This is a genomic window from Paraburkholderia diazotrophica, from assembly GCF_900108945.1.
Classification (GTDB): Bacteria; Pseudomonadota; Gammaproteobacteria; order Burkholderiales; family Burkholderiaceae; genus Paraburkholderia; species Paraburkholderia diazotrophica.
Genome location: NZ_FNYE01000002.1, coordinates 164,305 through 188,835 on the forward strand (window position 1 = coordinate 164,305; position 24,531 = coordinate 188,835).

17 protein-coding genes are annotated in these 24,531 nt (G+C 60.3%); 11 read left to right on the forward strand and 6 right to left on the reverse strand.

The annotated features are described in order from the left end of the window. Positions 1–2: 2 nt before the first annotated feature. Positions 3–530: a phospholipase D-like domain-containing protein DpdK gene (gene dpdK / locus BMW76_RS03450; protein WP_090862923.1), complete on the forward strand. Its 528-nt coding sequence runs from the start codon at positions 3–5 to the stop codon at positions 528–530. Continuing rightward, positions 527–2,701 (forward strand): protein DpdD, encoded by a 2,175-nt coding sequence (gene dpdD / locus BMW76_RS03455; protein ID WP_090862926.1) that lies wholly within the window; start codon positions 527–529, stop codon positions 2,699–2,701. The genes dpdK and dpdD overlap by 4 nt, the downstream gene beginning before the upstream one ends. 180 nt (positions 2,702–2,881) lie before the next feature. Here dpdD and BMW76_RS03460 read toward each other — a convergent pair whose 3' ends face one another. From BMW76_RS03460 to BMW76_RS03485, 6 genes are all read right to left on the reverse strand, one after another. Continuing rightward, positions 2,882–3,250 carry a 6-carboxytetrahydropterin synthase gene (locus BMW76_RS03460; RefSeq protein WP_090862929.1) on the reverse strand — a complete coding sequence of 123 codons (369 nt, stop codon included), beginning with the start codon at positions 3,248–3,250 and terminating at the stop codon, positions 2,882–2,884. Between the two features lie 127 nt (positions 3,251–3,377). Continuing rightward, positions 3,378–4,079, reverse strand: coding sequence for a 7-cyano-7-deazaguanine synthase QueC (gene queC / locus BMW76_RS03465; RefSeq protein WP_407668885.1), 702 nt, complete (start codon positions 4,077–4,079; stop codon positions 3,378–3,380). A gap of 15 nt (positions 4,080–4,094) precedes the next feature. Further along, the gene (gene dbpB / locus BMW76_RS03470) at positions 4,095–5,171 is read right to left on the reverse strand and encodes a DGQHR domain-containing protein DpdB (RefSeq protein ID WP_090862936.1); all 1,077 of its coding nucleotides are present in this window, start codon (positions 5,169–5,171) and stop codon (positions 4,095–4,097) included. Next, positions 5,168–6,463 (reverse strand): tRNA-guanine transglycosylase DpdA, encoded by a 1,296-nt coding sequence (dpdA, locus tag BMW76_RS03475; RefSeq protein WP_090862939.1) that lies wholly within the window; start codon positions 6,461–6,463, stop codon positions 5,168–5,170. The genes dbpB (BMW76_RS03470) and dpdA overlap by 4 nt, the downstream gene beginning before the upstream one ends. Next, a complete protein-coding gene (gene dbpB / locus BMW76_RS03480; RefSeq protein WP_090862942.1) occupies positions 6,460–7,584 on the reverse strand; it encodes a DGQHR domain-containing protein DpdB in 1,125 nt (374 codons plus the stop codon). The genes dpdA and dbpB (BMW76_RS03480) overlap by 4 nt, the downstream gene beginning before the upstream one ends. Next, positions 7,584–8,522: a hypothetical protein gene (locus BMW76_RS03485; RefSeq protein WP_143062202.1), complete on the reverse strand. Its 939-nt coding sequence runs from the start codon at positions 8,520–8,522 to the stop codon at positions 7,584–7,586. The genes dbpB (BMW76_RS03480) and BMW76_RS03485 overlap by 1 nt, the downstream gene beginning before the upstream one ends. 1,196 nt (positions 8,523–9,718) lie before the next feature. On the opposite strand from BMW76_RS03485, the gene BMW76_RS03490 reads away from it, so the two are divergent. From BMW76_RS03490 to BMW76_RS03530, 9 genes are all read left to right on the forward strand, one after another. Further along, complete coding sequence (locus tag BMW76_RS03490) at positions 9,719–10,828, forward strand: OpgC domain-containing protein (RefSeq protein ID WP_090862948.1); 1,110 nt, start codon at positions 9,719–9,721, stop codon at positions 10,826–10,828. Continuing rightward, positions 10,825–12,540, forward strand: coding sequence for a tannase/feruloyl esterase family alpha/beta hydrolase (locus BMW76_RS03495; RefSeq protein ID WP_245763111.1), 1,716 nt, complete (start codon positions 10,825–10,827; stop codon positions 12,538–12,540). Before BMW76_RS03490 ends, BMW76_RS03495 begins: the two co-directional genes overlap by 4 nt. Before the next feature lie 256 nt (positions 12,541–12,796). Next, positions 12,797–13,660, forward strand: a complete 864-nt coding sequence (locus tag BMW76_RS03500) for an STAS domain-containing protein (RefSeq protein WP_090862951.1) — start codon at positions 12,797–12,799, stop codon at positions 13,658–13,660. Between the two features lie 9 nt (positions 13,661–13,669). Continuing rightward, complete coding sequence (locus BMW76_RS03505) at positions 13,670–14,026, forward strand: STAS domain-containing protein (RefSeq protein ID WP_090862954.1); 357 nt, start codon at positions 13,670–13,672, stop codon at positions 14,024–14,026. Between the two features lie 19 nt (positions 14,027–14,045). Beyond that, entirely contained in the window at positions 14,046–14,471 is a 426-nt protein-coding gene (locus BMW76_RS03510) for an anti-sigma regulatory factor (protein WP_090862958.1), read from the forward strand. Beyond that, positions 14,456–15,625 carry an ATP-binding protein gene (locus BMW76_RS03515; RefSeq protein WP_090862961.1) on the forward strand — a complete coding sequence of 390 codons (1,170 nt, stop codon included), beginning with the start codon at positions 14,456–14,458 and terminating at the stop codon, positions 15,623–15,625. Before BMW76_RS03510 ends, BMW76_RS03515 begins: the two co-directional genes overlap by 16 nt. A 256-nt stretch (positions 15,626–15,881) precedes the next feature. Beyond that, positions 15,882–17,327 (forward strand): ATP-binding protein, encoded by a 1,446-nt coding sequence (locus BMW76_RS03520; RefSeq protein WP_090862965.1) that lies wholly within the window; start codon positions 15,882–15,884, stop codon positions 17,325–17,327. Next, the gene (locus BMW76_RS03525) at positions 17,324–18,907 is read left to right on the forward strand and encodes a response regulator (protein ID WP_090862968.1); all 1,584 of its coding nucleotides are present in this window, start codon (positions 17,324–17,326) and stop codon (positions 18,905–18,907) included. Before BMW76_RS03520 ends, BMW76_RS03525 begins: the two co-directional genes overlap by 4 nt. 212 nt (positions 18,908–19,119) lie before the next feature. Further along, complete coding sequence (locus BMW76_RS03530) at positions 19,120–24,036, forward strand: response regulator (RefSeq protein WP_090863585.1); 4,917 nt, start codon at positions 19,120–19,122, stop codon at positions 24,034–24,036. Positions 24,037–24,531: the final 495 nt, after the last annotated feature.

The following is a 24,531-nucleotide window of genomic DNA, read 5'->3' on the forward strand; positions in this document are numbered from 1 at the left end:
AAGTGAGCGAACAACGCCAGATTTTTCTTCATGGTCCATTTGGTAGACGTCAGTTCAAGGAAGTTTTGGGGAGCGTCATGGCTGCGCTTCTACTGACTCCAGATGTAATTTGGCTCGTCTCACCTTGGTTGAGTGACTTCGTGTTGCTCGACAACACGGCGGGTCAATGGGATGCGTTAAATCCTTCATGGGGCAGCCGTGAACTTTCCTTTAGCGAACTTCTAGCGGATGCCTTGAACGCGGGTTGCTCGATAAGGATCGTTTCGCGGGATGACGCGCCGAGTAGACGGTTTATTCAGCATCTTGATAACCGGCGTGACTCTACAAGCGATCTCAGGTTTCTGTTGAGCGATGAGGTTCATACGAAAGGATTTTTGACGAAAGAATGCTTTTTCAAAGGTTCGATGAACTTCACTTATAGCGGTACGCATCGTAACGACGAGCACATTATGCTGACCCAAGATGCAGCGGTGATTTCAGACGCATTCTTGGAATTTGAGAGTCGATACCTATTCCCGGAGTGCACATGATGGCGTCGCAGGATTGGCTGACCGAGTTTTATGGCCATGGCAACCAAATTCGGCTTGAGCGAGTGCTGTCGGACGACCGCCCTTACGATGAAAAAATCCAGGGCCTTCTGCTGCCCCTAATCCTCGCCGCGCGAAGTGGATGCTGGCCATTGCTTTTGCCCGTCAGCCGTTCTGGGAGATTGACCTTCTATGCGGGCGAGAACAGTCGGCAAGCTCTGGAAGAGTTGCGAAGGGTGCTGCAGGCGTTTCTTGGATCGGCCGACGTTTGGCCGGATTTCCTTATCGTCAATAAGGCAGATGATGCAATCGAGCAAGCCTTTTTGGATCACTGTCCCAGTGGATTCATCAGAATAATGCTGCTCGAAGAAGCCGCCAATACGGTAGAACGCCGTGACAGAGTCTTCGACTCTCTGAGCCGCATTTTAGGCGTTTATCGCCAGCGTCCGCCTCTCACTTCTGCGGCGCGTCGCCCGCTCGGTCGGATATTGCGCGATTTTTTCGCAGCTTGTCAGATTAAGGCAGGTGTCGAAGCATTGCGTTTCTACAAGGAAATTCAGAGTACCGATGCGCTGAGCCAACGAAATCTAGTTTCACTTGAGATCCAAGCGCTTTGGGCCGGAGACCGACACTCGGATATCGTAAATCATCCACGACTCGGAAATCTTCTCAATGGGCGCGTACCAACTCGGCTCTCGGTTTTACTGCTTCACACAGTCGGGGCACTCGGATTCGATCTCCTCTTTAATTTTGAAGTTGTTTCAACCACGCGAGTTGACGAACTGAGGTTACTGTCTCAGAAGTTGAGTCCAATATTTAATACACCACCCAGAATAGAACCGAATGAGTGCTTCGAGCACTTATGGAAATATTGGGCGATCGGCGCTTGTCTTCTTGGAAACAGAAAGTATAGAAGCACGCTTCCATCGTTTGTTGACGCAGCCTGGTTGAATGCCCTCGAAAGGCTAGCGGGGCTGTTTGAGGGCCAAAACGGCAAGGATGAAACAAACGTAGAAAGGCCCAACAAGGAAGAACGGATTGACGCGCGAACTTTTGACGATTTCAGACAATTGCTCGAACGAACCTTGACTGCACCCATCGGTGAGCTTAGCGATATTTGGCGTGGCTTGGAATCGGCGCCTAGTGAGTTTAAGTTGCAGTTGCGTCGTTTTCCTCGACTCTTCGGGGTGTGGTCAGACCTCCAGAAGATGCAGAATGCGACCGAAGGTCTAGGGTGGATCGGGTGGCTGGAACGACTGTCAGCCCCAATTGTTGATACAGAACGTCTGATGAGAGAGTTGCAGGATGATTGTGCCGATTGGCCGATAGCCTCCTTTTCGGAACCGGTGTTACTCAACTTTCTCAAGAAAGGATCGGAAAACTATGGGACGCTAAGAAACAGCTTCCCGTTGCTATTGGATTGGCTTGATGAACGAAACATCAAGTGCACGTCGAAATTATGGTTGGAAATTTTAGAAGTGCTAGCACTTGATGACCTGATAAATCCGCTAGATGTTCAATTTGCCGGGAGATTGGTCCAACTTGTCATATCGGAGACGATCGATTCTAATGATCAAAAACGTATGATTGAGGCGTTACAGGTCCTTTGGGAAAAGGGAGGCTCAGTGACGGCATACCCGAGCATGCTTGATGTCGTCGACCTACTCTTGGAAAAGACATCCTCCAATCTGGAAGAGTTAGGTCAACTCTGGCATGTCTTGCAACAGTTCTCGATGGCGAAATGGGGGCGGTTGGATGTTGGCCAGCGCTGTATAACCCAAAGTATTGCCACTGAGATTGTTGGGCCTGAGATTCTCAAGGCGTTTCCTCCCTTGAGAGACGACGAATCTGGTGAGATCTCGACTGCGGCGACGAATGTCTGCGGCGGTAAGCTGTTAGCGATCTATAGTTTGACCGAAGGTGCCGCGCGAAGAGCTCGGGATGTTTTGCTACGCATGTTTGAGGGTTTGATGGTGGAGATCAACCATGATCACGTGGCAACGGTCGGCTTATTGAATCTAGCGCAAAAGGCTCAATATTTCATATTTGTTTCGGCCAGTGCGACGCATCAGGCGTTTTATCCTGTCAGCAAAGCGCGAAAAGACATCATCTATCCAAAGGGGAAAGGTACATCTAGCATAGTCGATGCGTTTGTGGCGACGATCTCGGGATAGAATCTCCTAGGTCGATGCGGGAAATTTTGAGCACATCATCTATGCGTTCGGTGAGCTTCCTTGTACCTAGGTTACCGCCGACCATACGAGGACAGCGAGGATGTGATGGTTTGACTTTCAATCCTTGGTCATCAGGGGTAAGCGTCCGATGCATCATCGGACGCTTAGGCGCGGGGGCCTCTATCCTTGCACATAGAGATCGCAGGCATCACCTCCAGCCGTACGTTCAACGCGCACTCTCGTGACTTCTGGAAAGGAATACCTGATCTTTCGAAGAATAAAAGCGCACAAGCTCTCGAGGGTGGCTGGTCCGAGTTCTGGAATGTCGTCTAAGAAACGATGATCCAGTTGGTCTCGCAGTTGCTCGATGGCCTGATTCAACAGGCCCAAATCGACAACCATGCCGGTTTCTGGATTGGGATTGCCGCGTACGAAGACGTGAGCATGATATGTGTGGCCGTGTATGCGGCGACTTCCTTCCTGATCGATCTCACGATGCAGGGTATGAGCGGCATCAAAGAAGAATCGTTGGCTTAGCTCGAAGATCATAGGATGGTTAATACGTTCTGTATTTTTGTGCGCAGATGCTCTCGGGACCGTGCTATTCCCCGCGGTACAGTCTTCGCGCGGGTGAGCTGCAGTTGGTGAATGAGCATGGCCGTCACACGGGGCACCGTTATACGTTCCGCGTTGCAAAGGTGCGGTATCCATTGGCTCGAAGTTCACAGGCCGGGCATTGGCCGCATCCGTAGCCCCAATCATGACTTTGCGTGCGGTCGCCGACATAGCAGGTGTGCGTCGCTTTGCGAATAAGATCAACCAGCGCCGAGCCACCCAGATCCGCTGCCATTTGCCATGTATCAGCCTTATCGATCCACATCAGCGGAGTTTCGATAATTAACGGTGAGTCCATTCCCAAGGCAAGAGTGACTTGGAGTGACTTGAGCGTGTTGTCGCGGCAGTCGGGATAGCCCGAGTAATCCGTCTCGCACATGCCTCCAACTAGCGAATGTAGGTCGCGGCGATAGGCGATAGCGGCTGCCAGAGTGAAGAACAGCAAGTTCCGCCCTGGAACAAATGTGTTTGGCAGTCCACTTTTCTCTATTTCAATCGCTTTGCCTTGAGTAAGCGCGGTGTCGCTGACGGACCCGAGAACCGAGAGATCTAGCAGATGATCACATCCCAGCCTTTCGCTCCATATTGGGAAGACCTTTCTGAGGTCGTCAAGAACGGTAAGTCGACAATCCAGTTCGACTGAATGTCGCTGTCCGTAGTCGAACCCAACAGTTTCAACATATGTATACCGGTTGAGCGCCCAAGCGAGACAGGTAGCCGAGTCTTGGCCACCGGAGAATAGAACAAGTGCACGTGTCTTCATCATTGCCTCTGGATGTCAGGCGTTCGCAACCCGTCGTGGACGACGCAGTTCCTTCTTCAAGGTTCTGACGAGGAAATTCGTGAGCAGGTCGATATCACTCGGGGTGTTTTGTATTCCGTTCCATGGCCGTTCGTCGCCGTCTGCGAGCCGCCATTGGCCGCTGGTCCAAGCCGTATATGGCTTTATGAGTCGCAAGCCCGCTGCGAACTGCTCTCGTGTGACCGCACCCTCGCTCGAGTACAACATTTCCATGACGAAGCCTAGCGCAACCAAGCCTGCTCCGTGGCGAAGTCGGGATGTCTTGGGGCTCATGCCGACCCACTCGCTTCCAAATACGACTTTTATGGCCTCAAAGAACTCATTGACGAACGCGAAGGCGCGGTCCTCGTAATCGTCGTCCTTTATAAATTCCCGAATAGCCCCATCGGAAGTGGAATTCATAACGAGTTTCTGCATGGCAGTGTCGCTAATGACGCCCTTCGGATTGGTGTGTTGCCGGATTTCTCCGCGAAGAGCTGAATGACGGGAGAAATTCAGGCGATCGACAATTCGGGCCGCAAACTTTCGAGCGGTAAAACGTGCGGGCAAGCCTTCAACCGACGGCAGGAGTTCGTAGATGAGCGTTTTAGGTAATGGCCGCGTGTTGTTGATAAGCACGAATTGCTGACGTAACTCGTTATAGTCTTTGCAGATAAGTGCAGAAACGAATACCTGAAATCCCGGCTTTTGCAGACCGGAAAGTGCGGAGAGTCGCTGTTGGCCATCCACAACGAAGCCCGGCTTTCCGTCCTTCGTCCTGATTTCGACCTCGATAATGCCATCGGACAGTTCACGCACCTTTACCCCGCCGATAAACGCAACGATCACCGCGTTGGGAAGCAGCGCGTCTGCGCGGCCGAGGTAGTCGCGAATTTCCTTGATGTGCGATGCTATCTGGTGCCGTTGAAAGCCGCGTAGTTGTCCATCCTCCTCTCGTCCGACGCGTTCGATCTCTGAAAATGCGAGGATTTGTTCCGGAGTCGCTGCGAATGAAAAAACGTCGTGCTCAGGGGCTTGCGACGCGCGGATGGCCTTGAACTTGTAGGTTTTCACAACAGATTTCCCAAGGTCTTCTGTAAATGTTGGTGATATACGCGCAGATTGTGAAATCCGCGTCGCTTGTTCCGGTTACTGGATCTGAAGATGATGACTTCGACGCCGACAGATGTGCAGATTTCGCAACGACAACGCTTCCACGGCGCGTCTTCGAGAGTGCGTTCCACCAACGCGCGAGTGCGTAGCAACTCTCGCTCATGCTTCTCAGGCGGACTGCCGTCACCCAGAGTTAGGAAGCGTTGGTAGTCCATAACTGCGTCTAGTGCGGTCTTAACCTTCCCGCCCTTTGAGTCCAACGCGCGCAGGGCGGACAGCGCCTTCTGTTCACGCTGTTGCAGATCCTCGGCACTAAAAATACCACGCTTAATTCCCTGCATTAGCCTGGGATTTTCGATTGCCTGGGGAATTCGAACCGCCGCGTAGTAGGCAAGTCCCGTCGAAGTGGACGGCATGTAGTAGTTCGATTTGGCATCCTTGAAGGCGCGGATCAAAGGTGATGTCGAATCGAAACTTGTAATGTTATAACCAGTAAACTCGTGTATCGATTCCGCCTTCGCGAATCCAAGCAGATGAATTTTCGTTTCGGGTTTTATTGCTTTGCGAAGAGCGCGCAGGACCTGATGGATCACATCGACCTTCAGCGGGACGAGACCTCCGATTGCCAGATACCGATAGCCCATATGTTCCAGCGCAGATGCGGCTTGAGCAATGCTAGCTGGAGACCAGCCCTGAACCGCGCCCAAAGGCTCGAACGGCTCGCCTTCTTGACGCGTAATCTTCAGAAACTCCTCAGCATTTGCCAACGTAATTTCGAAACGTTTACGCACCGCATCGGACATCTCGCTCGCGGGTGGGTTCGTTGTGTCACAGTCGAAGATAATGTGGTCGGGCGAAACGCCATGTGTAAATTCCGCATCGGCATAAAAGTCCACGACCTCCTGCGGAGAGTAAGCTGGCTTCTCGTGTTCGACGTATGCGAACGCACCGCAGTCACCTAGTAGCATGGCATCCCTGTGGTCTGGGCCGCCGTACCGGAGGAATTTTCTAACGCCGTCGCGGAGCATGCGCTGCTCCTCAGCAGTTGAATAGCGTACTTTCGACTTTGCGACGCCATCCGCCTGTCGAACTGCACTCATCGACACCAGCAGTCCGTCGTACGGTGCCGGTCGCAACAATTCATGCGCGTAAGCGTCGTCCCAGTATCGACGACGCCCAAGGGCATGACGGTCTGCGAGAAAGTCGTACTCTGGGTCTACGTAGTCCTGAGTATCTGAATAAAGGAATTTCATGACCTAACGCTGGTATAAGCTCTAACTAATGCGTCCTGCAACTTTTTTATGTCCCGTGGTGTCTTCTGAATTTCATTCCATGGAACTCCGAGCGTTTCCCAAATGCCCTCGGTCCAATGACAGGCGGGTGCCACTTTCTCGATTTCCTTTCTGACAGTTTTATAGTCCTCTCCGTGACCTGCGATTCTCGCGTAGATCCGGTCCATCAGAACGCCCATCGCTTCGATTCCGGCTGAATGCATCAGGCGACTATTTCGCGGATCGACTCCCCAAGCGTTTGGAAAGACATCTTTAACCGCGGTCCAAAAGGTCAACAAAATGCGATACATGCTTTCTACGTCTGCGCCGTCACGTCCCGTGGACTTATACGGTGAGAGGGCGCCCAGTGGATTGTTCATGCTGTTACGGATCATCGCGATGATCGCCGTGTCGGTGATGACCGCCGTACTATTGCCTTTGTCAGATGTACGCTTTATGAGCTTGTGGAACGGCGAGTCGCTGTCGCGGTTCAGCAAGTTGCAAATTTCAGATGGTACTTTGCGTGCACTCAACTCTCGTGGCAACAGCACTCCACGAGTTTCCGGTAGCAATTCGTTGATCAATCGCGTAGGAAGAGGCTTCGCTTTGTTCACAAGGATGAACTGTTCGCGCTGTACCTCCAGATTGTCGGATACGAAACCGACGACCGGCACGGAGATTTCCGACTTTTCGACCTGTGCCAGAGCGAGGGAACGCTGCTGTCCGTCGACGATCCACGCGACGCGATGACCTTCGTCGTAGACAGGAATGGAAAGCGTACCTGCCTGAGCTACTCCGTCGTCCCCAGTTGGTTTTGTGCCGCGAGCCGCAGCGAACCGGACCTCAGGCGACATCGCCAGAATTATGGCATTTGGGAACAACACATTTCCCTGATTAAGGTAGTCGACGATACCCTTTACGTGGTTGCGAATCTCGGGTCTCTGAAACCCTCTTAACGCATCGGCCTCATCGCGTTCGACGCGTGAGATGTCAGCAACACGAACGACGTCTGAGCCTTTGATAAAAAAGGCGAACACGTCCAGACCATCGCCTTGTGTGGTCTTCAATGCGCGGACAACGATTTCATGCCTAGTTGTCGTCATCACGAGCGTCCATCGAGCACTTCATTCTTTACATGCGACCAGATATCTCGGAACCGCCGTTGCTCGCAAGCGACCGAAGCCTCGTCGCGAAGATAGCGGAGCAACTGGGTAGACGCGCCTTGAAACCGACTCCAGTTCTCACGTATGAGGGCGGCAATTTCGTGGTCACTCATCCGGGTCCGAACGGGAACAGGTCGTTTGTTCAGTTGATGCATCGATTCAGCGACGACCTTGGCCGCAACGCAAAGATCAAGCTCATGTCCCGAAAGATCTTCGACGAAGTGTCTCAGTGCCCGTTGTGGAAAGTCGGTCCGCGTTCCGGGCAGGCGAGAGGTCTCGAGTCGATCGTCATATGGCATCGCAGTGTGCCGGACTGCGGGCGGCAGGATTGTTCTTCCATACGAAGACGTGAATATTCTCAATCGGTTGACTTGCCGGGCGGGCAACGCAGCTAGCTCATTGACGATCAGGTTCAGATAACTGGCGGGGAGAGCGAGCATCACAAGAACGTCGTCCGCGTCTCGAAGCGCCGACCGAAGCGTTCGCGGGGTATCAAATTGCAGCGTAAGCGCTGACCACCAATCGCTAGCGCTCGCGCTGAAACCGGTCAAGACGGTCGCGAGCGAATTGTGCCCGCTTCCAACTGTGAGATCGTAATTAGGTATGCGCTCCTCGGCCGACACTATGCCGAGGCCCGCGGAAACTATCCGCAGGCTTGCGCCAAGGGCGGCCGACACGCGCTTGGCTTCCGCGAACGATCGCCCGGCGTACAACTCCTCCGCCACGTGATTGGGAGGGGCCGATTTAACAGCTTCGGCCCAGTTCAGAGCGACGCCGTCTAACGTATTTCCGAGTGTGACGGTAGACAGCGAAATCGCCGTGCCTTTGGCACGTTTTCGACCGGTGCAATTAGTCAGGATTGTAGGTGTCGGGCGCATAACTGCATTGTATATGAGCGGTGATCGGACAGAAACTACAGTATTGGAGATTATTTGCTATCGCAGTATTTTCGATGAATCTGCGGAGACTGCCCGGAAACTGCCGGATCCAGAATTCGCTCGGTGGGCGGATGCGTTCCCGACGTTGGAGAGCGCAATTTTCGGCGCGGCAGAATCGATCGCGCCCTCTTTTCTTGGTTTACAGTGGACGTCTAGGCAAACAAGCAGTTCGATCGATCAGAGAACTTGCTAACTGCGCCGTTCAGCGTTGGCACTTCAACGCCTATCATCGAGGCGACATCTTCAATATATCCGCCGTGAAGTACGCGTCGAGACGGGGCATTCTGTTACTAGCCTTGAGGGCTCTTTGCTCGTTACGGCGGCCTACTCCATGCGCCGACGTATCCAGTAGTCTCCATCTCTACGAGGCGACGTCTTCGTGGTCACAAGCAATCCACTGCGCACCTCTCGGAGATAGACGGGTGCGAGTCCAGTCACCCCAGTTTGATAAAGGTGGTGACATTTCTCGCACTTGTTAGGCAGGGCTTTCGTGCGATGGAGAGCGCAGCACATTTATCCGGAAAGAGGCGCCCCGGACGCCGAATTGGTCGGGAATTTGATTGGATCCCTCCAATGAGCAGGTGCGAAGCCATTGTATGGGGGCCTCCCAAAGATCATGGATAGGCCCTTTCCCCGCCCGCGGGGCATCAGCGGGATTGTTTGATCCTCCTCCGCCCAAGCGCTCTTCGCAGCGCCGTCCAAATGTGACGCCAAGAATGACTTGACATACCCCCAATTCCGTCCGGCTTGCATTTCTATCGCGCCTCGGTCCTCCGGTCAGTTGACCGCTTCAGTACGGGACCCAAGCCTTGGCAGAATAAACGACGGCACTCGTACTAATTGACAGATCAGCTGCGCATCCCGACGCACGAGCGCACCCAGACGTCACCACCAAACACGCCCGGAAACACGCGTACACAACCCCCAAAATTTCAACTCCCTTCCCACCGCAATTCATTCTCACAACAACGGGTAAACCCAGGAACGTTCTGAATCAAAACAGTTCTTACTGCACGTAAACCCGACGCGCGCCACGTGAAGCGTCACAAAAGCCGTCATGAGCAACGCCCCAACGGCCCAACAGCCGCATCACGCCACGACCCTTAAGCACGAGCCAGCCCCAACAGAGCCCTCGAATGCAAACCCGCACCTCACGCTCGATCGAAGTGGATTTCTTCCGAGGGATCGTGCTGATCGTGATCGTGCTGGATCACATTCCAGGCGGCGTCCTGCAGCACCTGATGCTGCACGCCTACGCCATATGCGATTCGGCTGAAGTTTTCGTCTGCCTCGGGGGATATGCATCCGCAGCAGCCTACGATGCCGTGCTGACCAAAAATGGCCAAAGATCCGCCCAAAACCGCTTCTACAAGCGCGGCTGGGAAATCTACCGGGCCTATCTGCTGACAGCGCTACTCACGCTGCTATCGGGCGCGATCCTTCAGTTCCTGCATCTGAATCGTCCGATGGTCGACCTGACAGACTGGTCATCTTTCTCATCGGCGCCGATCGGAGAGGCCATCAACATCGCGACCCTCAGACGCCAGCCCTATCTGTCCAGCGTCCTGCCGATGTACGTGCTCTTCGCGATCGCGGTCCCGTTCATCGTGCCGCTCGCGCGAAGATCGGCGGTATCGGCGCTGATACCAAGCCTCGCGACGTGGGCGCTCGCCATTCCACTGGCGAATTTCTTCGCGATCGACGACGTCAGCGACTGGTCCTTCAATCCCTTTGCCTGGCAACTGATGTTCGTCATCGGTATCCTTTGCCGTGTGCAGCCAGTGTCCGACCGCTTCCAGCTGTCGAAAGCCGGCCGCTGGCTCACGGCTATAGCCATCGCAGCCGTGCTAGCCTTCGCCATTGTCAAGCTTTTCATCCTGACGCAGCCGCTGCCCGGCCATCTGAAACAGAACCTGTCGATTGACCGCGTGATCAACTTCCTCGCCATTGCCTGGGTCGCCGCCGTACTCGTCCGCACGGGCCACATCGCGAATCTCGCGCACCGGATGCCCGCCGTCATCACGGTCGGCCGGACGGGCCTCGTCTGTTTCGTCGGCGGCACGCTGATTTCGCTGATCGTCGATACGGCGACGCCGCGCAACATCCACGGCCTGAGCCACGGGCTCGCCGCGTTCGCGGGCGATCTCGTCGCGATCATCGCCGTGCTGCTGCTCGCGCGCACCTGGAACGAATGGAGGGGCCCGGCGCAGACGCGCGCGGCCGTCCACGGAGCCGACTGCCGATGAAGCGCGGTATCGCATGGCCGCGTGCGGCGCTCGGGCTCGCACGCGCGGTGTTCCTTTACGCGATCATTTACAGCGCGCAATCGGCATTGGCAGCCGCCATCGCGACGAACGCCTCGCCGGCCGGCCAGAACCCGACGCAGAAGCAGAATGATCCGCCATTCGCCACCCGTTGCACGGACCTGGGCGGCGTCTGGATCGACGCCGACTCGATCGCGCTGCCCACGCACGGCGCGCACATCGAAACGGCAACGATGATCTCCGCGCAGACGTCCGGCAATGGCGCAGGCGATTTCTGCCGGATCACGGGCGTCATTCGTGCGATGAAAGGCACGACGCCTGACATCCGCTTCGACGTGAATCTGCCGAAGAACTGGAACAGCCGCGCATTGCAGGTGGGCGGCGGCGGCTACAACGGCTTTGTCGTGACGGGCATCGGCGTGATGCCGTTCTCGCCGGTACGCGCGCCGCTCGCGCAAGGCTATGTGACCTTCGGCGACGACTCGGGACACGTCGGCAATTCGGCGCTCGCGGTGTTCGGTCTCGTCGACGAAGCCGTCGTGAACTTCGGCTACGCGCATCTGAAGAAGACGCACGACGCGGCGCTCGCCGTGATCGTGCGCATGTACGGCCATCCGCCGGGACGCATGTACTTCGCGGGCGGCTCGACGGGCGGGCGCGAAGGCTACACGGTGATGCAGCGCTTCCCCGACGACTACGACGGCGTAATCGCCGACTCGCCCGCGCTGAACTTCTCGGGCGTGCGGCTCATCGGTGTGCGCGTCGGCCAGGCCGAATACGCGACGCCCGGCGGCTTCGTTCCCCCCGCGCTGCTCGAGCGCGTGTATCAGAAGTCGCTCGAAGTCTGCGACAAGCTCGACGGCGCACCGGATGGCATCGTCAGCGATGTCGTCGAATGCCGCAGACATGAAGCGGAAATCGTCGACGCGTTGCGCTGCCACCGCGGCACGTCGTACGCGCCGGAAGGCGGCTGTCTCAGCGATGCGCAACTCTCGACGCTGTTCGTCCTGCGCGACGGACTGCGCTTGCCGTACAAGCTCGCCTACGACGTGAGCGCCTATCGCGGCTACAACGTATTCCAGGGCACGCGCTTCACGGGCGTGCTCGGACTCGGCCACGACCCGGTGCGCCAGACGTCGCCGACATTCGGCAGCAACGGCTATCTGTTCGCGCAAGGCGACGGCTATATCCGCTATTTCGTCGCGCAGGACGCCACATTCGATTCGATGAAATTCGACGTGCTGCATCCGGGCAAGTATCAGAAGCAGGTCGTCGCGCTGTCGCAGACGATCGGCGCGATGAATCCTGACCTGAGCCGGTTCATCGAAAAGGGCGGCAAGCTGATCACGATGCAGGGCCTCGCCGACGAAGTCATCAGCCCGAGCCAGACCATCGCGTACTACGACCGGCTCGTCGATCAGTACGGCGACGAGCGCGTGAATGCATTCATGCGTCTGTACATGGTGCCGGGCTTCCAGCACGGCAGCGGCGTGTTCATTCCTTCCGTCGATCTGCTCGGCGCGCTCGACAACTGGGTCACGCGCGGCGTCGCGCCGGAGACGCTGCTCGCCACCGATATCGCCGCGGCGACCAACGGACGTTCGCGTCCGCTGTGCCGCTATCCGATGTTTCCGCGCTATCTGGGCAAGGGCAATCTGAACAACGCCAACAACTTCGCGTGCAGCGAGCCCTGATCTCGCCGATTGTTTTGCATCGCATCAATGCGAGCATGACGCAATGCTGAATCGCGTGTCACGCATCGCACACTTCCGCCCTCGTTTGTATCGTCACTTGCATGGCGCGCCCTGTAGTATTGATCGATCATGCAACAGGCGCTGCTCACTGTAGTCATCGACGCGTGATCCGGTAATGTTTGCGAAATCGGATGCGCGTGAACAGTTTGCACACTAACGACCAAGCAATATTTACAGCACTGTTCCCGGAGATCCTATGAACGCATCGAAAACGGCAGCCCTCGTCGAGATGCTGACGCGTCATCGCGATACGCTGCTCGCCGACTGGTTGAATCAGCATCTATCGATCGCGCTGCGCCGTGGCCTGACGACGGAGGCGGAGATGAACGATCAGTTCCGCAGCTTCCTGAACGTCTTCTCCGATACGCTTGCGAACGCCGAAACGCTCGACGCGAGCCGTCCCGAATGGGAACCCGTGCGCGCGTTTCTCGCCGACGTGTCCTCGCACCGCGCGCGCCAGGGCTTCACGCCCGCCGAAACGGCAACGTTCGTGTTCTCGCTGAAGCAGCCGCTTTATTCGCGCCTTCGCATCGAGTTCGCCGCGCGACCGGAAGAACTCGCCGACGTGAGCTGGACCGTGAACATGTTGCTCGACGCACTCGGCCTTTACACGACGGAAGTGTTCCAGCGCAGCCGCGAAGCGATCATCTCGCGTCAGCAGGAAGAGTTGCTCGAACTGTCGACGCCCGTCGTGCAACTCTGGGAAGGCATTCTCGCGTTGCCGCTCATCGGCACGCTCGATTCGGCGCGCACCCAGGTCGTGATGGAAAGCCTGTTGCAGAAGATCGTCGAAACGGGCGCGGCGATTGCGATCATCGACATCACGGGCGTGCCCACCGTCGATACGCTCGTCGCGCAACATCTGCTCAAGACGGTGGCGGCCGCGCGTCTGATGGGTGCGGACTGCATCATCAGCGGCATTCGTCCGCAGATCGCGCAGACCATCGTGCATCTCGGCGTCGATCTGACGAACGTGATCACGAAGTCGACGCTTGCGGATGCATTCGTCGTTGCGCTGCGAAAGAGCGGGTCGAGCATTTCGGCGCGTACCGCCAGCTAAGGTGGCGACATGGACCGCATTCCAATTCTGCGGCTGGGCGATTGCCTGATCGTCGCGATCCAGGTCGACATGCACGACCGCCTCGCGATCGCGCTTCAGGACGATCTGACGGCGCGCATCGTGAAGGACAAGGCGAAGGGCGTGCTGATCGATATCTCGGCGCTCGACATCGTCGATTCGTTCATTGGCCGCATGATCGGCAACACGGCTGCGATGGCGACGGTGCTCGATGCGCAGACGGTCGTCGTCGGCATGCAGCCTGCCGTCGCGATCACGCTGGTCGAACTCGGGCTCCCGCTAAACGGCGTGCGCACGGCGCTCAACGTCGAGCGAGGCATGGCGCTGCTTCAGCAGCGGCAGCGCTGATGAATCGGGGCGCTCGCACATGGACTCATTCGGCCTAGTGGTGGCGTCGACGCTCGAAGTCGGCCTGCGCTCGGACCAGGAGATCGTCAAGCTCCGCCAGCTCGTGCGCGACGAGGCCATTGCGCAAGGCTTCTCACTCGTCGACCAGACGAAGTTCGTCACGGCCGCGAGCGAGCTGGCACGCAACACGCTAATGCATGGCGGAGGCGGCGACGCGACGTTGAACGTGCTCATCAACGGCGCGCGAAAAGGGCTCAGGCTCACGTTCGTCGACAAGGGCGCGGGCATCGCGGATGTCGATCGCGCGATGCAGGACGGCTTCACGAGCGGAACGGGCCTCGGTCTCGGGCTCGGCGGCGCGCGCCGTCTGTGCGACGAGTTCGAGATCCGGTCGGAACCAGGCAAAGGCACGACGGTGTCGATCACCAAATGGAAACTTCGCTGAGCGGTCTGCGCGGGATGCACACGTCGTTCGAAATCGCCGACGCAAGCAGCGTCGCGTTCGCGCGCCGTGGCGCGAATGACGCGGCGCAGAAAGGCGCGCTCAATGAAACCGATACGGGCCGCGTCGCGCTGATCGTGACGGAAGCCGCGACCAACATTCTCAAGCATGCGCAGCACGGCGAACTGCTCGTGCGCGCGCTGCCTGCGGATGCGACGGGCGCGCTCGCCGACGGCGTCGAGATCATCGCCGTCGACAAGGGCCCAGGCATGCAGGACGTGCGTCACGCCTTTCACGACGGACGCTCGACGGCCGGTTCGCACGGTACGGGACTCGGTGCGATCAATCGTCTGTCGGACGAATTGTGCGTGTACTCGCAGCCGCGTCTCGGGACCGTGCTGCGCGCCGTCGTGCGCAGCCGCGGCGCGAATGCTCGCGCGGCCACGGGCGCGGGCCGCCCGGCATCGGGCACGGACATCGGCGGCATCTGCGTGCCTTATCCGGGCGAATCCATATGCGGCGACGCGTGGGGCGTCGATGCCGATCAGAACGGCCTGACGATCACCGTCGCCGATGGTCTCGGTCACGGTCCGGATGCGCACGTGGCGGCAGCGAGCGCGATCGACGTCGTACGCCAACGCGCCGGACGTTCGCCCGCCACGTTGATGCAGCTCGCGCACAGCGCGCTGCGTCCGACGCGCGGCGCGGCCGTCGCCATCGCGCGGCTCGATCTTGCGCGCGCGCAGCTCACGTTCGCGGGCACAGGCAACGTCGCCGCGTCGGTCTTCAACGTCGCGCGCCCTGCATCCGTCAGCGGCAGGGCGGGGCTCGGCATGAACGCGTCGGGGCACGGCACGAACACTTCGACGAGCGGCGCGCGCAACAGCTGGCAGCTCTCGTCGCGCAACGGCATCGTCGGTCATACGATGCGCGATTCGCAGGAATTCGAAGTACCGTGGACACGCAACGCGCTGCTGATCCTGCATTCGGACGGCATCGGCACCCGCTGGGATCTGGCCGCGTATCCGGGCTTGCATCTGCAGCCGGCCGTGATGATTGCCGCCGTGCTGTACCGCGATTTCTCCCGCCGCCGCGACGACGCGACGGTGGTCGTCGTCAAGGCGGATCAGCAATCGACTTGCATGGGACCTGAGTGAGACGCGGGATCGGAGCAGTGCTCTGCATGTGGCTCGAGTAAGAGCTCTGCATGGGGCTGGAGTAAGAGCTCTGCATGGGGCTGGAGTAAGAGCTCTGCATGGGGCTGGAGTAAGTGCTGAAGCACTAACTCCAGCCGACAGCTGAAGCACTAACTCCAGCCGACAGCTAAAGCGCCAACTCTGATCGACAGCTTTGCATGGGACCGGAGTACGGCGCTAAAGCGCCAACTCCTGTCGACAGGAGTAAATTTCACGCATGACGACCCTCATACTGCGGATCCAGCTAGATACCGAGGAAGACGTCGTCGCGGCGCGCCGCAAGGCGCGCTCGATTGCCGCTGAACTCGGCTTCTCTCTGCTCGACCAGACACGCATCGCAAGTGCGGTATCGGAGATCGCGCGCAACGCTTTCGAATACGCGCATGGCGGCGAAGTGTCGTTCGCCTTCGACGGCGCGGCGAAGCCACAGGCGTTTCGGATCGACGTGCGCGACAAGGGGCCGGGCATCCGCGACCTCGAATCGGTGCTCGACGGCACGTACCGGTCGTCGACGGGCCTGGGCCTCGGCATCGCCGGCAGCCGTCGGCTGATGGACCACTGCGCGATCGAGTCGTCGGCGCAACGCGGCACGACGGTATCGATGGCGCGCTACCTGCCAAACGATCGGCAGGAAGTGACCGCGACCGACATCGACGGCATCGTGCGTGCCCTCGTTCAGCAGAACGCGCTGCAAGACAGCAAGGCCGGCGCGCGTCATTCGATCGACGAAGTGCACGAACAGAACCGCGAGCTGCTGTCGACGTTGACGGAACTGCGCGACCGCCAGGACGAACTCGTGCGTCTCACTCAGGAACTCGAAGCGACGAACCGCGGCGTGGTCGCGCTGTACGCGGAACTCGACGAGCGCGCCGACGAACTGCGCCGCGCCGACACGATGAAATCGCGCTTCCTGTCCAACATGAGCCACGAACTGCGCACGCCGCTCAGCTCGATCCGCGCGCTGTCGAATCTGTTGCTGAACCGGCTCGACGGCGAACTTTCGGCGGAGCAGGAACGCCAGGTGCTACTCATCCGCAAATCGGCTGAGGATCTGTCCGAACTTGTTAATGATCTGCTCGATCTGGCCAAGATCGAAGCGGGCCGAACCGATGTGACGCCCGTCTGGTTCACGGCTTCGGGACTCTTCGCGGCGTTGCGCGCAATGCTCACGCCGCTGCTGACCAACCCCGCCGTGAAGCTGATCTTCGAGGACGCATACGGTTTGCCACCCATCTTCAACGACGAAGCCAAGCTCACGCAGATACTGCGTAATTTCGTCTCCAACGCACTCAAATTTACCGAGTGCGGGGAGATTCGCGTGAGCGCGCGGCTGGAGGCGGGCGGCGAACAGGTGACGTTTTTCGTGTCCGATACGGGCATTGGTATCGCTGAGGAGCACCAGCAAGTGATCTTCGAAGAGTTCGGCCAGGTGCAGAACCATCTGCAGCAGCGCGTAAAGGGCACGGGCCTCGGTTTGCCGCTATGCCGCAAGCTCGCTGCGCTGCTCGGCGGCTATACGGGCGTGGACAGCGCGCCGGGCGTCGGCTCGACCTTCTACGCGACGTTGCCGGTGAAGGCGCAAGCTGTCGCCGCATCGGGTACGGACGGCGCGGCAGGCGGTGCGGCGGGCAAAGCGGCCGTCGCGCACGGAGGCGCGTCATGACGCTTGCCGCTCCCCTCGTTCTCAACGTCGACGATAACGACGGCGCGCGCTACGCGAAAACGCGCGTGCTCGTGCACGCCGGTCTCGAGGTGATCGAGGCGGCGTCGGGCCAGGGCGCGCTCGATCAGGTGCGCGCGCACAAGCCCGCGCTCGTGCTGCTCGACGTGAAGCTGCCCGACATCAGCGGCATCGAAGTGTGCTCGATCCTCAAGCGCGATCCGCAGACGCGCTCCACACTCATCCTGCAAACGTCGGCTGCCGCCGTGCAGACGTTCGACAAGGTCCGCGCGCTCGACGGCGGCGCGGACAGCTATCTGACCGAGCCGATCGAGCCCGCGGAACTCGTCGCCAACGTGCGCGCGCTGTTGCGGCTGCATCGCGCGGAGGAAGCGCTGCGCGACGCCGATCGCCGCAAGGACCAGTTTCTCGCGACGCTCGCGCACGAATTGCGCAACCCGCTCGCGCCGATCCGCAACGCCGTCGAGCTGATGGACCCACGTCATCACGCAAACGACGCCGCGGTGCGCGATGCGCGCATGATCGCGCGCCGGCAGGTCGAGCATCTGAGCCGGCTCGTCGACGATCTGCTCGACGTGTCGCGTATCACGCACGGCAAGATTTCGCTGCAGCTGGAATGCGTCGACATCGCGGCGGCCGTGGCGACGGCGGTGGAGACGAACCAGCCGTTCATCGACAGAAAGCACCACACGCTGCGCGTCAGCATGCCCGACGAGCCGTGCATGATTCGCGGCGACGCGATTCGCGTCGCGCAGGTGATCGGCAATCTCCTGTCGAACGCGGCGAAGTACACGCCGGAGGGCGGTGTGATCGAACTCGATGTGAGCGAGACGGACGGCAGCATCGCGATTCGCGTGCGCGACAACGGCATCGGCATTCCGCCGAACGAGCTCGCCGACGTATTCAATCTGTTCATGCAGTCCGAAGATTCGCTCGTGCGCTCCGAAGGCGGGCTGGGCATCGGACTGTCGCTCGCGAAGACGCTCAGCGAACTGCACGGCGGCACGATCGAAGCGTTTTCGGCGGGCGCGGGCATGGGCTCGGAGTTCGTCGTCACGTTGCCCGTCGCGCAGCAACGGGAAGAGCGCGTGCGCGCATGCGGCGACACGCGCGACGAAGGCGCGGAGTCTTCCGCGCGCACACCCGGTTCGAAGCGACGCGTGATGGTGGTCGACGACAGCGTCGATGGTGCCGAGTCGATGTCGATTCTGCTCGAAATGCTCGGGCACGAAGTTCGCGTGCTGTACGACGGCGCAGCGGCGCTCGCGGCCGCGCCCGAGTTCAGGCCGGAAGTGGTGCTGCTCGATATCGGCTTGCCGGGCATCGACGGCTATCAGGTCGCGCGCGCGTTGCGCGCCGAGCCCGCGTCGGCGAACGCATTGCTGATTGCACTGACGGGCTACGGACAGGACAGCGACCGGCAGCGCACGCACGATGCAGGCTTCGATCATCACCTCGTGAAGCCGGCTTCGCTCGACGATATCGAGCGCGTGATCGCAGCGGACGCGCTTGGCGCGCCGCGCAATCCGGGGACGCCCGCGCGTTCGGATGTGACGGAGTGAGTTAGAACGAAACGACTTCAAAACAGGAAGAAACAAGCCGCATATCAAACAACGGGCACGGGGAACGAGGGATACAGCAGCGCAGTTGACGAACAGTTGGCAGGCAGCAGGCAGGCAGTAAGCAACAACGGCAGGCACGGGCGAACGGCGCATCCGGCAATGACAGCATGCATGCGCGCGGGCAATACGGCGGGACAGGTGAGGCTGCGTCGATGAAACCGGACAACACGATGGCGAGCGCGCGCCCTGAGGCGGATGCGGCGCTTGCGGGCAGCACGGCCCCGAGCTTTCTCGCGGGCGGCGGAGAGATGGGCAGCCTGATGCGTGGCTACGACTGGCGTGCAACGCCGCTCGGCGAGCCCGAAGCATGGCCGCAAAGCCTGAAGACGGCGATCCGCATCATGCTGACGTCGCGCCAGCCGATCTGGATCGGCTGGGGACAGGATCTGATCGTCTTCTACAACGATCCGTACAAGTCGATCATCGGCGGCAAGCATCCCGCCGCGCTCGGGCAGCCGACCTCGGTCGTATGGCGCGAAATCTGGAACGATATCCGTCCGCTGCTGCAAACGGCGCTGACGGGTACGGAAGGCACGTTCGACGAACAGAAGCTCCTGATCATGGAGCGCAACGGCTATCCGGAAGAGACGTACTACACGTTCTCGTACAGCCCGATTCCCGACGACAGCGGCGGCACGGGCGGCATCATCTGCGCGAACAGCGACGATACCGCGCGCGTGCTCGGCGAACGGCAGTTGCGGCTGTTGCGCGAGATCGGCGCGGCGACACGCGACGCGCTGTCGTGGCGCGACGTCTGCGAGGGCAGCGTGCTCGCGCTGAAGAGCGATCCGCACGACATCACCTTCGCGCTGTTCTATCAGGCCGAGCCGGGCAGCACGGTCGCGTCGCTGGTCGGCGCGAGCGGCATTTCCGCCGATCATCCCGCCGCGCCGCGTTCGATGGACGCCGCGCGCGATCCCGCGTGGCCCTTCATCGACGTGTTGCGCAGCCAGCGACTAGCCATCGTCACGGATCTGGCGGAACGCTTCGCCACGCCGCTGCCCTCTGGCGCATGGCAGCGGCCGACGGTGCAAGCGGCCGTGCTGCCCGTGCAGCCAGCGGGCGAAACGGGACGCGGCGGCGTGCTGGTCATCGGGCTCAATCCGTACCGGCTCGTCGACGACAACTACCGCTCGTTCCTGATGCTGGTCGCGCGGCAGATCGGCGCGGCGCTCGGCTATGCGGACGCGTTTGAAGAAGAGCGGCGGCGCGCGGAAGCGCTCGCGGAAATCAATCGCGCAAAGACGGCCTTCTTTTCGAACATCAGCCACGAGTTCCGCACGCCGCTCACGCTGATGCTCGGTCCGCTCGAAGAACTGCTCGCGAGGTCGCAGGCGGCGAACGCGCCGGACCGGCCGCTGATCGAAGTCACGCATCGCAACGGCTTGCGGCTGCTCAAGCTCGTGAATGCGCTGCTCGATTTCTCGCGCATCGAGGCGGGGCGCATGGAGATGCATCCGCAGCCGACCGACCTTGCCGCCTTCACCGCCGACCTCGCGTCGCTGTTCCGCTCGACGATCGAATCAGCGGGCATGACACTTTGCGTCGATTGCGCGCCGCTGCCGCATCTCGTGCCCATCGATCGCGACATGTGGGAAAAGGTCGTGCTGAACCTGCTGTCGAATGCATTCAAGTTCACGCTCGAAGGCACGATCACCGTCAGCGTGAAGAGGGCGGAGAACGGCAGCATCGAAGCGAGCATCGCCGATACGGGCATCGGCATTCCCGAGCACGAAATTGCGCGGCTCTTCGAGCGGTTTCATCGCGTCGAAGGAGCGATGGGCCGCACCGTCGAAGGCAGCGGGATCGGGCTTGCGCTCGTGCATGAACTCGTGCGTCTGCATGACGGCGCGATACACGTCGAAAGCAAACTGGGCGTGGGCACGCGCTTTACCGTGGTGCTGCCGCCCGTCGCGTCGATGGACGCCGCGTCGAGCGATGGCGCTCGTGCCACGACGAGCGCGCAGGCGCAGAGCTACGCCGATGCCGCGTTGCGCTGGCTGCCCGGCGCGCACAACCCCGCCGACGATGACGATGCGAGCGCACTCGTAGACTTCACTCAAGGCGCGGCGACAGCGGACAACGCCAGCGCGATCACGGGCAAGCTGCTCATCGTCGACGACAACGGCGATCTGCGCGACTACATGCGGCGCATCCTGACGGCGGCGGGCCACGAGGTGTGCCTCGCGGCGGACGGGGAAGAAGCGCTCGCCGCCGCCCGCGTGTGGCTGCCCGATCTCGTCGTATCGGACGTGATGATGCCGAAGCTCGACGGCTTCGGCCTGCTGCGCGAACTGCGTGCCGATGCCCGCTTGCGCGAGACGCCCGTGCTGCTGCTGTCGGCGCGTGCGGGCGAAGAGGCGAAACTGGGCGGCCTCGAATCGGGCGCCGACGATTATCTGATCAAGCCGTTCGCGGCGCGCGAACTGCTCGCGCGCGTCGCCGGCAATCTGCAGCTCGCGCGGCTGAGGCGCGAGACGGGCAACCGCCTGCGCGAGGAGTCGCGCACGCTCGAGATACTCAATCGCATCGGTACGGCCGTCGCGGCTGAACTCGATCTGAACCGCGCGGTGCAAATCGTCGTCGATGCGGCGACGGAACTCACGGGCGCGGCCTTTGGCGCGTTCTTCCACAACGTGCAGGACGACAAGGGCGGCAGCTACATGCTGTACACGCTCTCTGGCGTGCCGAAAGACACGTTCGCGAAGTTTCCGATGCCGCGCAACACCGGGGTCTTTGCGCCGACGTTCAAAGGCGAAGGCGTCGTGCGCGTCGACGACGTGACGAAAGATCCGCGCTACGGCCACAATCCGCCGGATCGCGGCATGCCCGAAGGCCATCTCGAAGTACGCAGCTATCTCGCCGCGCCCGTCTTGTCGCGCACGGGCGAGGTGCTCGGCGGACTCTTCTTCGGCCATCCGAAGCCGGGCGTGTTCACCGCGCGCGCCGAGCGCATCGTCGAAGGCATCGCCGCGCAGGCCGCGACGGCCATCGACAACGCGCGCCTGTATCAGGCCGCGCAACGCGAAATCGACGAGCGCACGAAGGCCGAAGAGGCGCTGCGCGAGCTGAACGAAACGCTGGAAGCGCGCGTCGCGGAAGCGGTCGCGGATCGCGACCGTCTGTGGGACTTCATCGAGGAGCTGCTGGTGGTCGTGGGCTTCGACGGCGAGTTGCAGCGCGTGAGCCCGTCTTGGAAGCGCCTGCTCGGCCACGACATGCACTGGCTCGCGCAACAGTCGTACTTCGCGCTGATCCATCACGACGATCTCGCGATGGTGAACGTGTGTATTGGCGACTTGCGCCGCACGGGCATGCCTGTGCGCTTCGAGAGCCGCCTGAAGCATATCGACGGTTCGTGGCGCTGGATCGCGTGGACGTTCTCGCTCGATCCCGATACGAAGCGGATTCACGGCGTTGGCCGCGACGTGACGAGCGATCGCGAAACGCAGGAGGCGTTGCGTCACGCGGAAGAAGCGTTGCGCGTCGCGCAGAAGATGGAGGCGATCGGCAATCTGACGGGCGGCGTCGCGCACGACTTCAACAATCTGCTTCAGGTGATCGGCGGCAATCTGCAACTGCTCGCCGACGATGTCGCCGGTTCCGAGCGGCCCGAGCAACGCGTGCGCAATGCGCTCGCGGGCGTCGCGCGCGGCGCGAAGCTCGCGTCGCAACTGCTCGCGTTCGGCAGGCGTCAGCCGCTCGCGCCGAAAGTGGTGAACCTCGGGCGTTTCGTGCGCGGCCTCGACGACATGCTGCGCCGCGCGCTCGGCGACGGCATCGAGATCGAGACGATCGTTTCGGGCGGCCTGTGGAATACGCTCGTCGATCCGTTTCAGGTCGAGAATGCGCTGCTCAATCTCGCAATCAATGCGCGCGACGCGATGGACGGCCACGGCAAGCTCACCATCGAAGCGGGCAACGCATCGCTCGACGATGCGTACGCGAGGCGCCATGCCGAAGTGACGCCGGGCCAGTACGTGATGGTCGCCGTCACGGATACGGGCTCCGGCATGTCGGCCGATGTGCAGGAGCACGTGTTCGAACCGTTCTTCACGACGAAGCCCGAAGGCCAGGGCACGGGGCTGGGCCTGAGCATGGTCTATGGGTTCGTCAAGCAGTCGGGCGGCCACGTGAAGATCTATAGCGAGTTGGGGCACGGCACGACGATCCGCCTCTATCTGCCTCGTGCGCGCGAGGAAGAAGACCTCGAAACGGATGTCGACGCCGGTCCGGCGAAAGGCGGCGCCGAAACGATCCTCATCGTCGAAGACGACGAGGACGTGCGCACCACGGTCGTCGAGATGCTGGCGTCGCTGGGCTATCGCGTGTTGAAGGCGAAGGATGCGCAGAGCGCGCTTGCCATCGTCGAGAGCGGCGTGCCGATTCACCTGCTCTTCACCGATGTCGTGATGCCTGGGTCGATGCGCAGCACCGAACTGGCGCGCAAGGTACGCGAGCGGCAGCCAGGCATCGCGGTGCTGTTCACGTCGGGCTACACGGACAACGCGATCGTGCACGCGGGGCGTCTCGACGAAGGCGTCGAACTGCTCAGCAAGCCCTATTCGAAGGACGCGCTCGCGCGCAAGCTGCACCACACGTTGCGCGCGCAGTATGCACGCCCGGATGATGCAGTCACGTTGCAGGCGGAAGACTCGCAGACCGTGCGGCTGGTCGATCGCGGCGGCAACGAGACGTTCGATGCGATTCGTGATCTGCGCGTTCTGTTCGTCGAGGATGACGAACTGGTTCGCGTCAGCACGGCGGAACTGCTGCGCACGTTCGGACTCGACGTCGCCGAAGCGCAGGACGCGGAACGGGCAATACAGATGCTGAACGACGGAACGTTCGACGTGCTGTTGACGGATGTGGGGCTGGCGGGCACGTCGGGCATCGAGCTTGCCCTCAATGCGAGGGCGCGGCAGCCAGACATGCGCGTGGTTTTCGTCACGGGCTCGGATGCGCCGCTGTCAGCCGAACAGCAGTCGCAATTGCAGGAAGCGGCGCAATTGCGCAAGCCCTTCGATCCGCTCGAACTGATCGACGCGTTGCGCGGGAGCGCTGACTGAACGGCTTAGGTGGATGCTTCGTCGCGAGCAAGGCGGCTTGCCGTAAGGACACGCAAAAGCTAAAGGCGAAAGGCGAAAAAAAACCGCTCATGCCGGGGAGCATGAGCGGAAAGTCGGAGAGTTACAACATCGCTAGCGCTACTCAATCAATCGGGGTCACGCAGCCGTTGCAGTGTAGAGAGGGCGGCATCCGTTCTCATATCAGATAACTCCCAAAGCTCTCATTCGAGAAAGCGGCCCGCATGGGAAGCCTGCGGTGTTCCGAGCGAGCGCGCAATTGGGCTTGCTCGAAAAAGCGGCGGCCGCAACAGCCGACCGGACGCAGCGTTTGAAGACGGTCATCGCCGTCTTTTCGCTTCGATACAACACCCGGCGACGCCGTTGCGCCCGCACATTTTGCGCGGCTTGTCAGCGCCAGACGCTCTCCGTACACTCGCGCGTAGTTCAAGAATCCCATCCTGGACCGCGCCGCACACGCGGCGGCGCACCCAACAC

Bases quoted from the DNA above. Each gene is read 5' to 3' on its own strand.
- dpdD (WP_090862926.1), top strand. From the start codon at position 527: ATGATGGCGTCGCAGGATTGGCTGACCGAGTTTTATGGCCATGGCAAC.
- BMW76_RS03460 (WP_090862929.1), bottom strand. From the start codon at position 3,250: ATGATCTTCGAGCTAAGCCAACGATTCTTCTTTGATGCCGCTCATACC.
- queC (WP_407668885.1), bottom strand. From the start codon at position 4,079: ATGAAGACACGTGCACTTGTTCTATTCTCCGGTGGCCAAGACTCGGCT.
- dpdA (WP_090862939.1), bottom strand. From the start codon at position 6,463: ATGAAATTCCTTTATTCAGATACTCAGGACTACGTAGACCCAGAGTAC.
- dbpB (WP_090862942.1), bottom strand. From the start codon at position 7,584: ATGACGACAACTAGGCATGAAATCGTTGTCCGCGCATTGAAGACCACA.
- BMW76_RS03485 (WP_143062202.1), bottom strand. From the start codon at position 8,522: ATGCGCCCGACACCTACAATCCTGACTAATTGCACCGGTCGAAAACGT.
- BMW76_RS03490 (WP_090862948.1), top strand. From the start codon at position 9,719: ATGCAAACCCGCACCTCACGCTCGATCGAAGTGGATTTCTTCCGAGGG.
- BMW76_RS03495 (WP_245763111.1), top strand. From the start codon at position 10,825: ATGAAGCGCGGTATCGCATGGCCGCGTGCGGCGCTCGGGCTCGCACGC.
- BMW76_RS03500 (WP_090862951.1), top strand. From the start codon at position 12,797: ATGAACGCATCGAAAACGGCAGCCCTCGTCGAGATGCTGACGCGTCAT.
- BMW76_RS03505 (WP_090862954.1), top strand. From the start codon at position 13,670: ATGGACCGCATTCCAATTCTGCGGCTGGGCGATTGCCTGATCGTCGCG.
- BMW76_RS03510 (WP_090862958.1), top strand. From the start codon at position 14,046: ATGGACTCATTCGGCCTAGTGGTGGCGTCGACGCTCGAAGTCGGCCTG.
- BMW76_RS03515 (WP_090862961.1), top strand. From the start codon at position 14,456: ATGGAAACTTCGCTGAGCGGTCTGCGCGGGATGCACACGTCGTTCGAA.
- BMW76_RS03520 (WP_090862965.1), top strand. From the start codon at position 15,882: ATGACGACCCTCATACTGCGGATCCAGCTAGATACCGAGGAAGACGTC.
- BMW76_RS03525 (WP_090862968.1), top strand. From the start codon at position 17,324: ATGACGCTTGCCGCTCCCCTCGTTCTCAACGTCGACGATAACGACGGC.
- BMW76_RS03530 (WP_090863585.1), top strand. From the start codon at position 19,120: ATGAAACCGGACAACACGATGGCGAGCGCGCGCCCTGAGGCGGATGCG.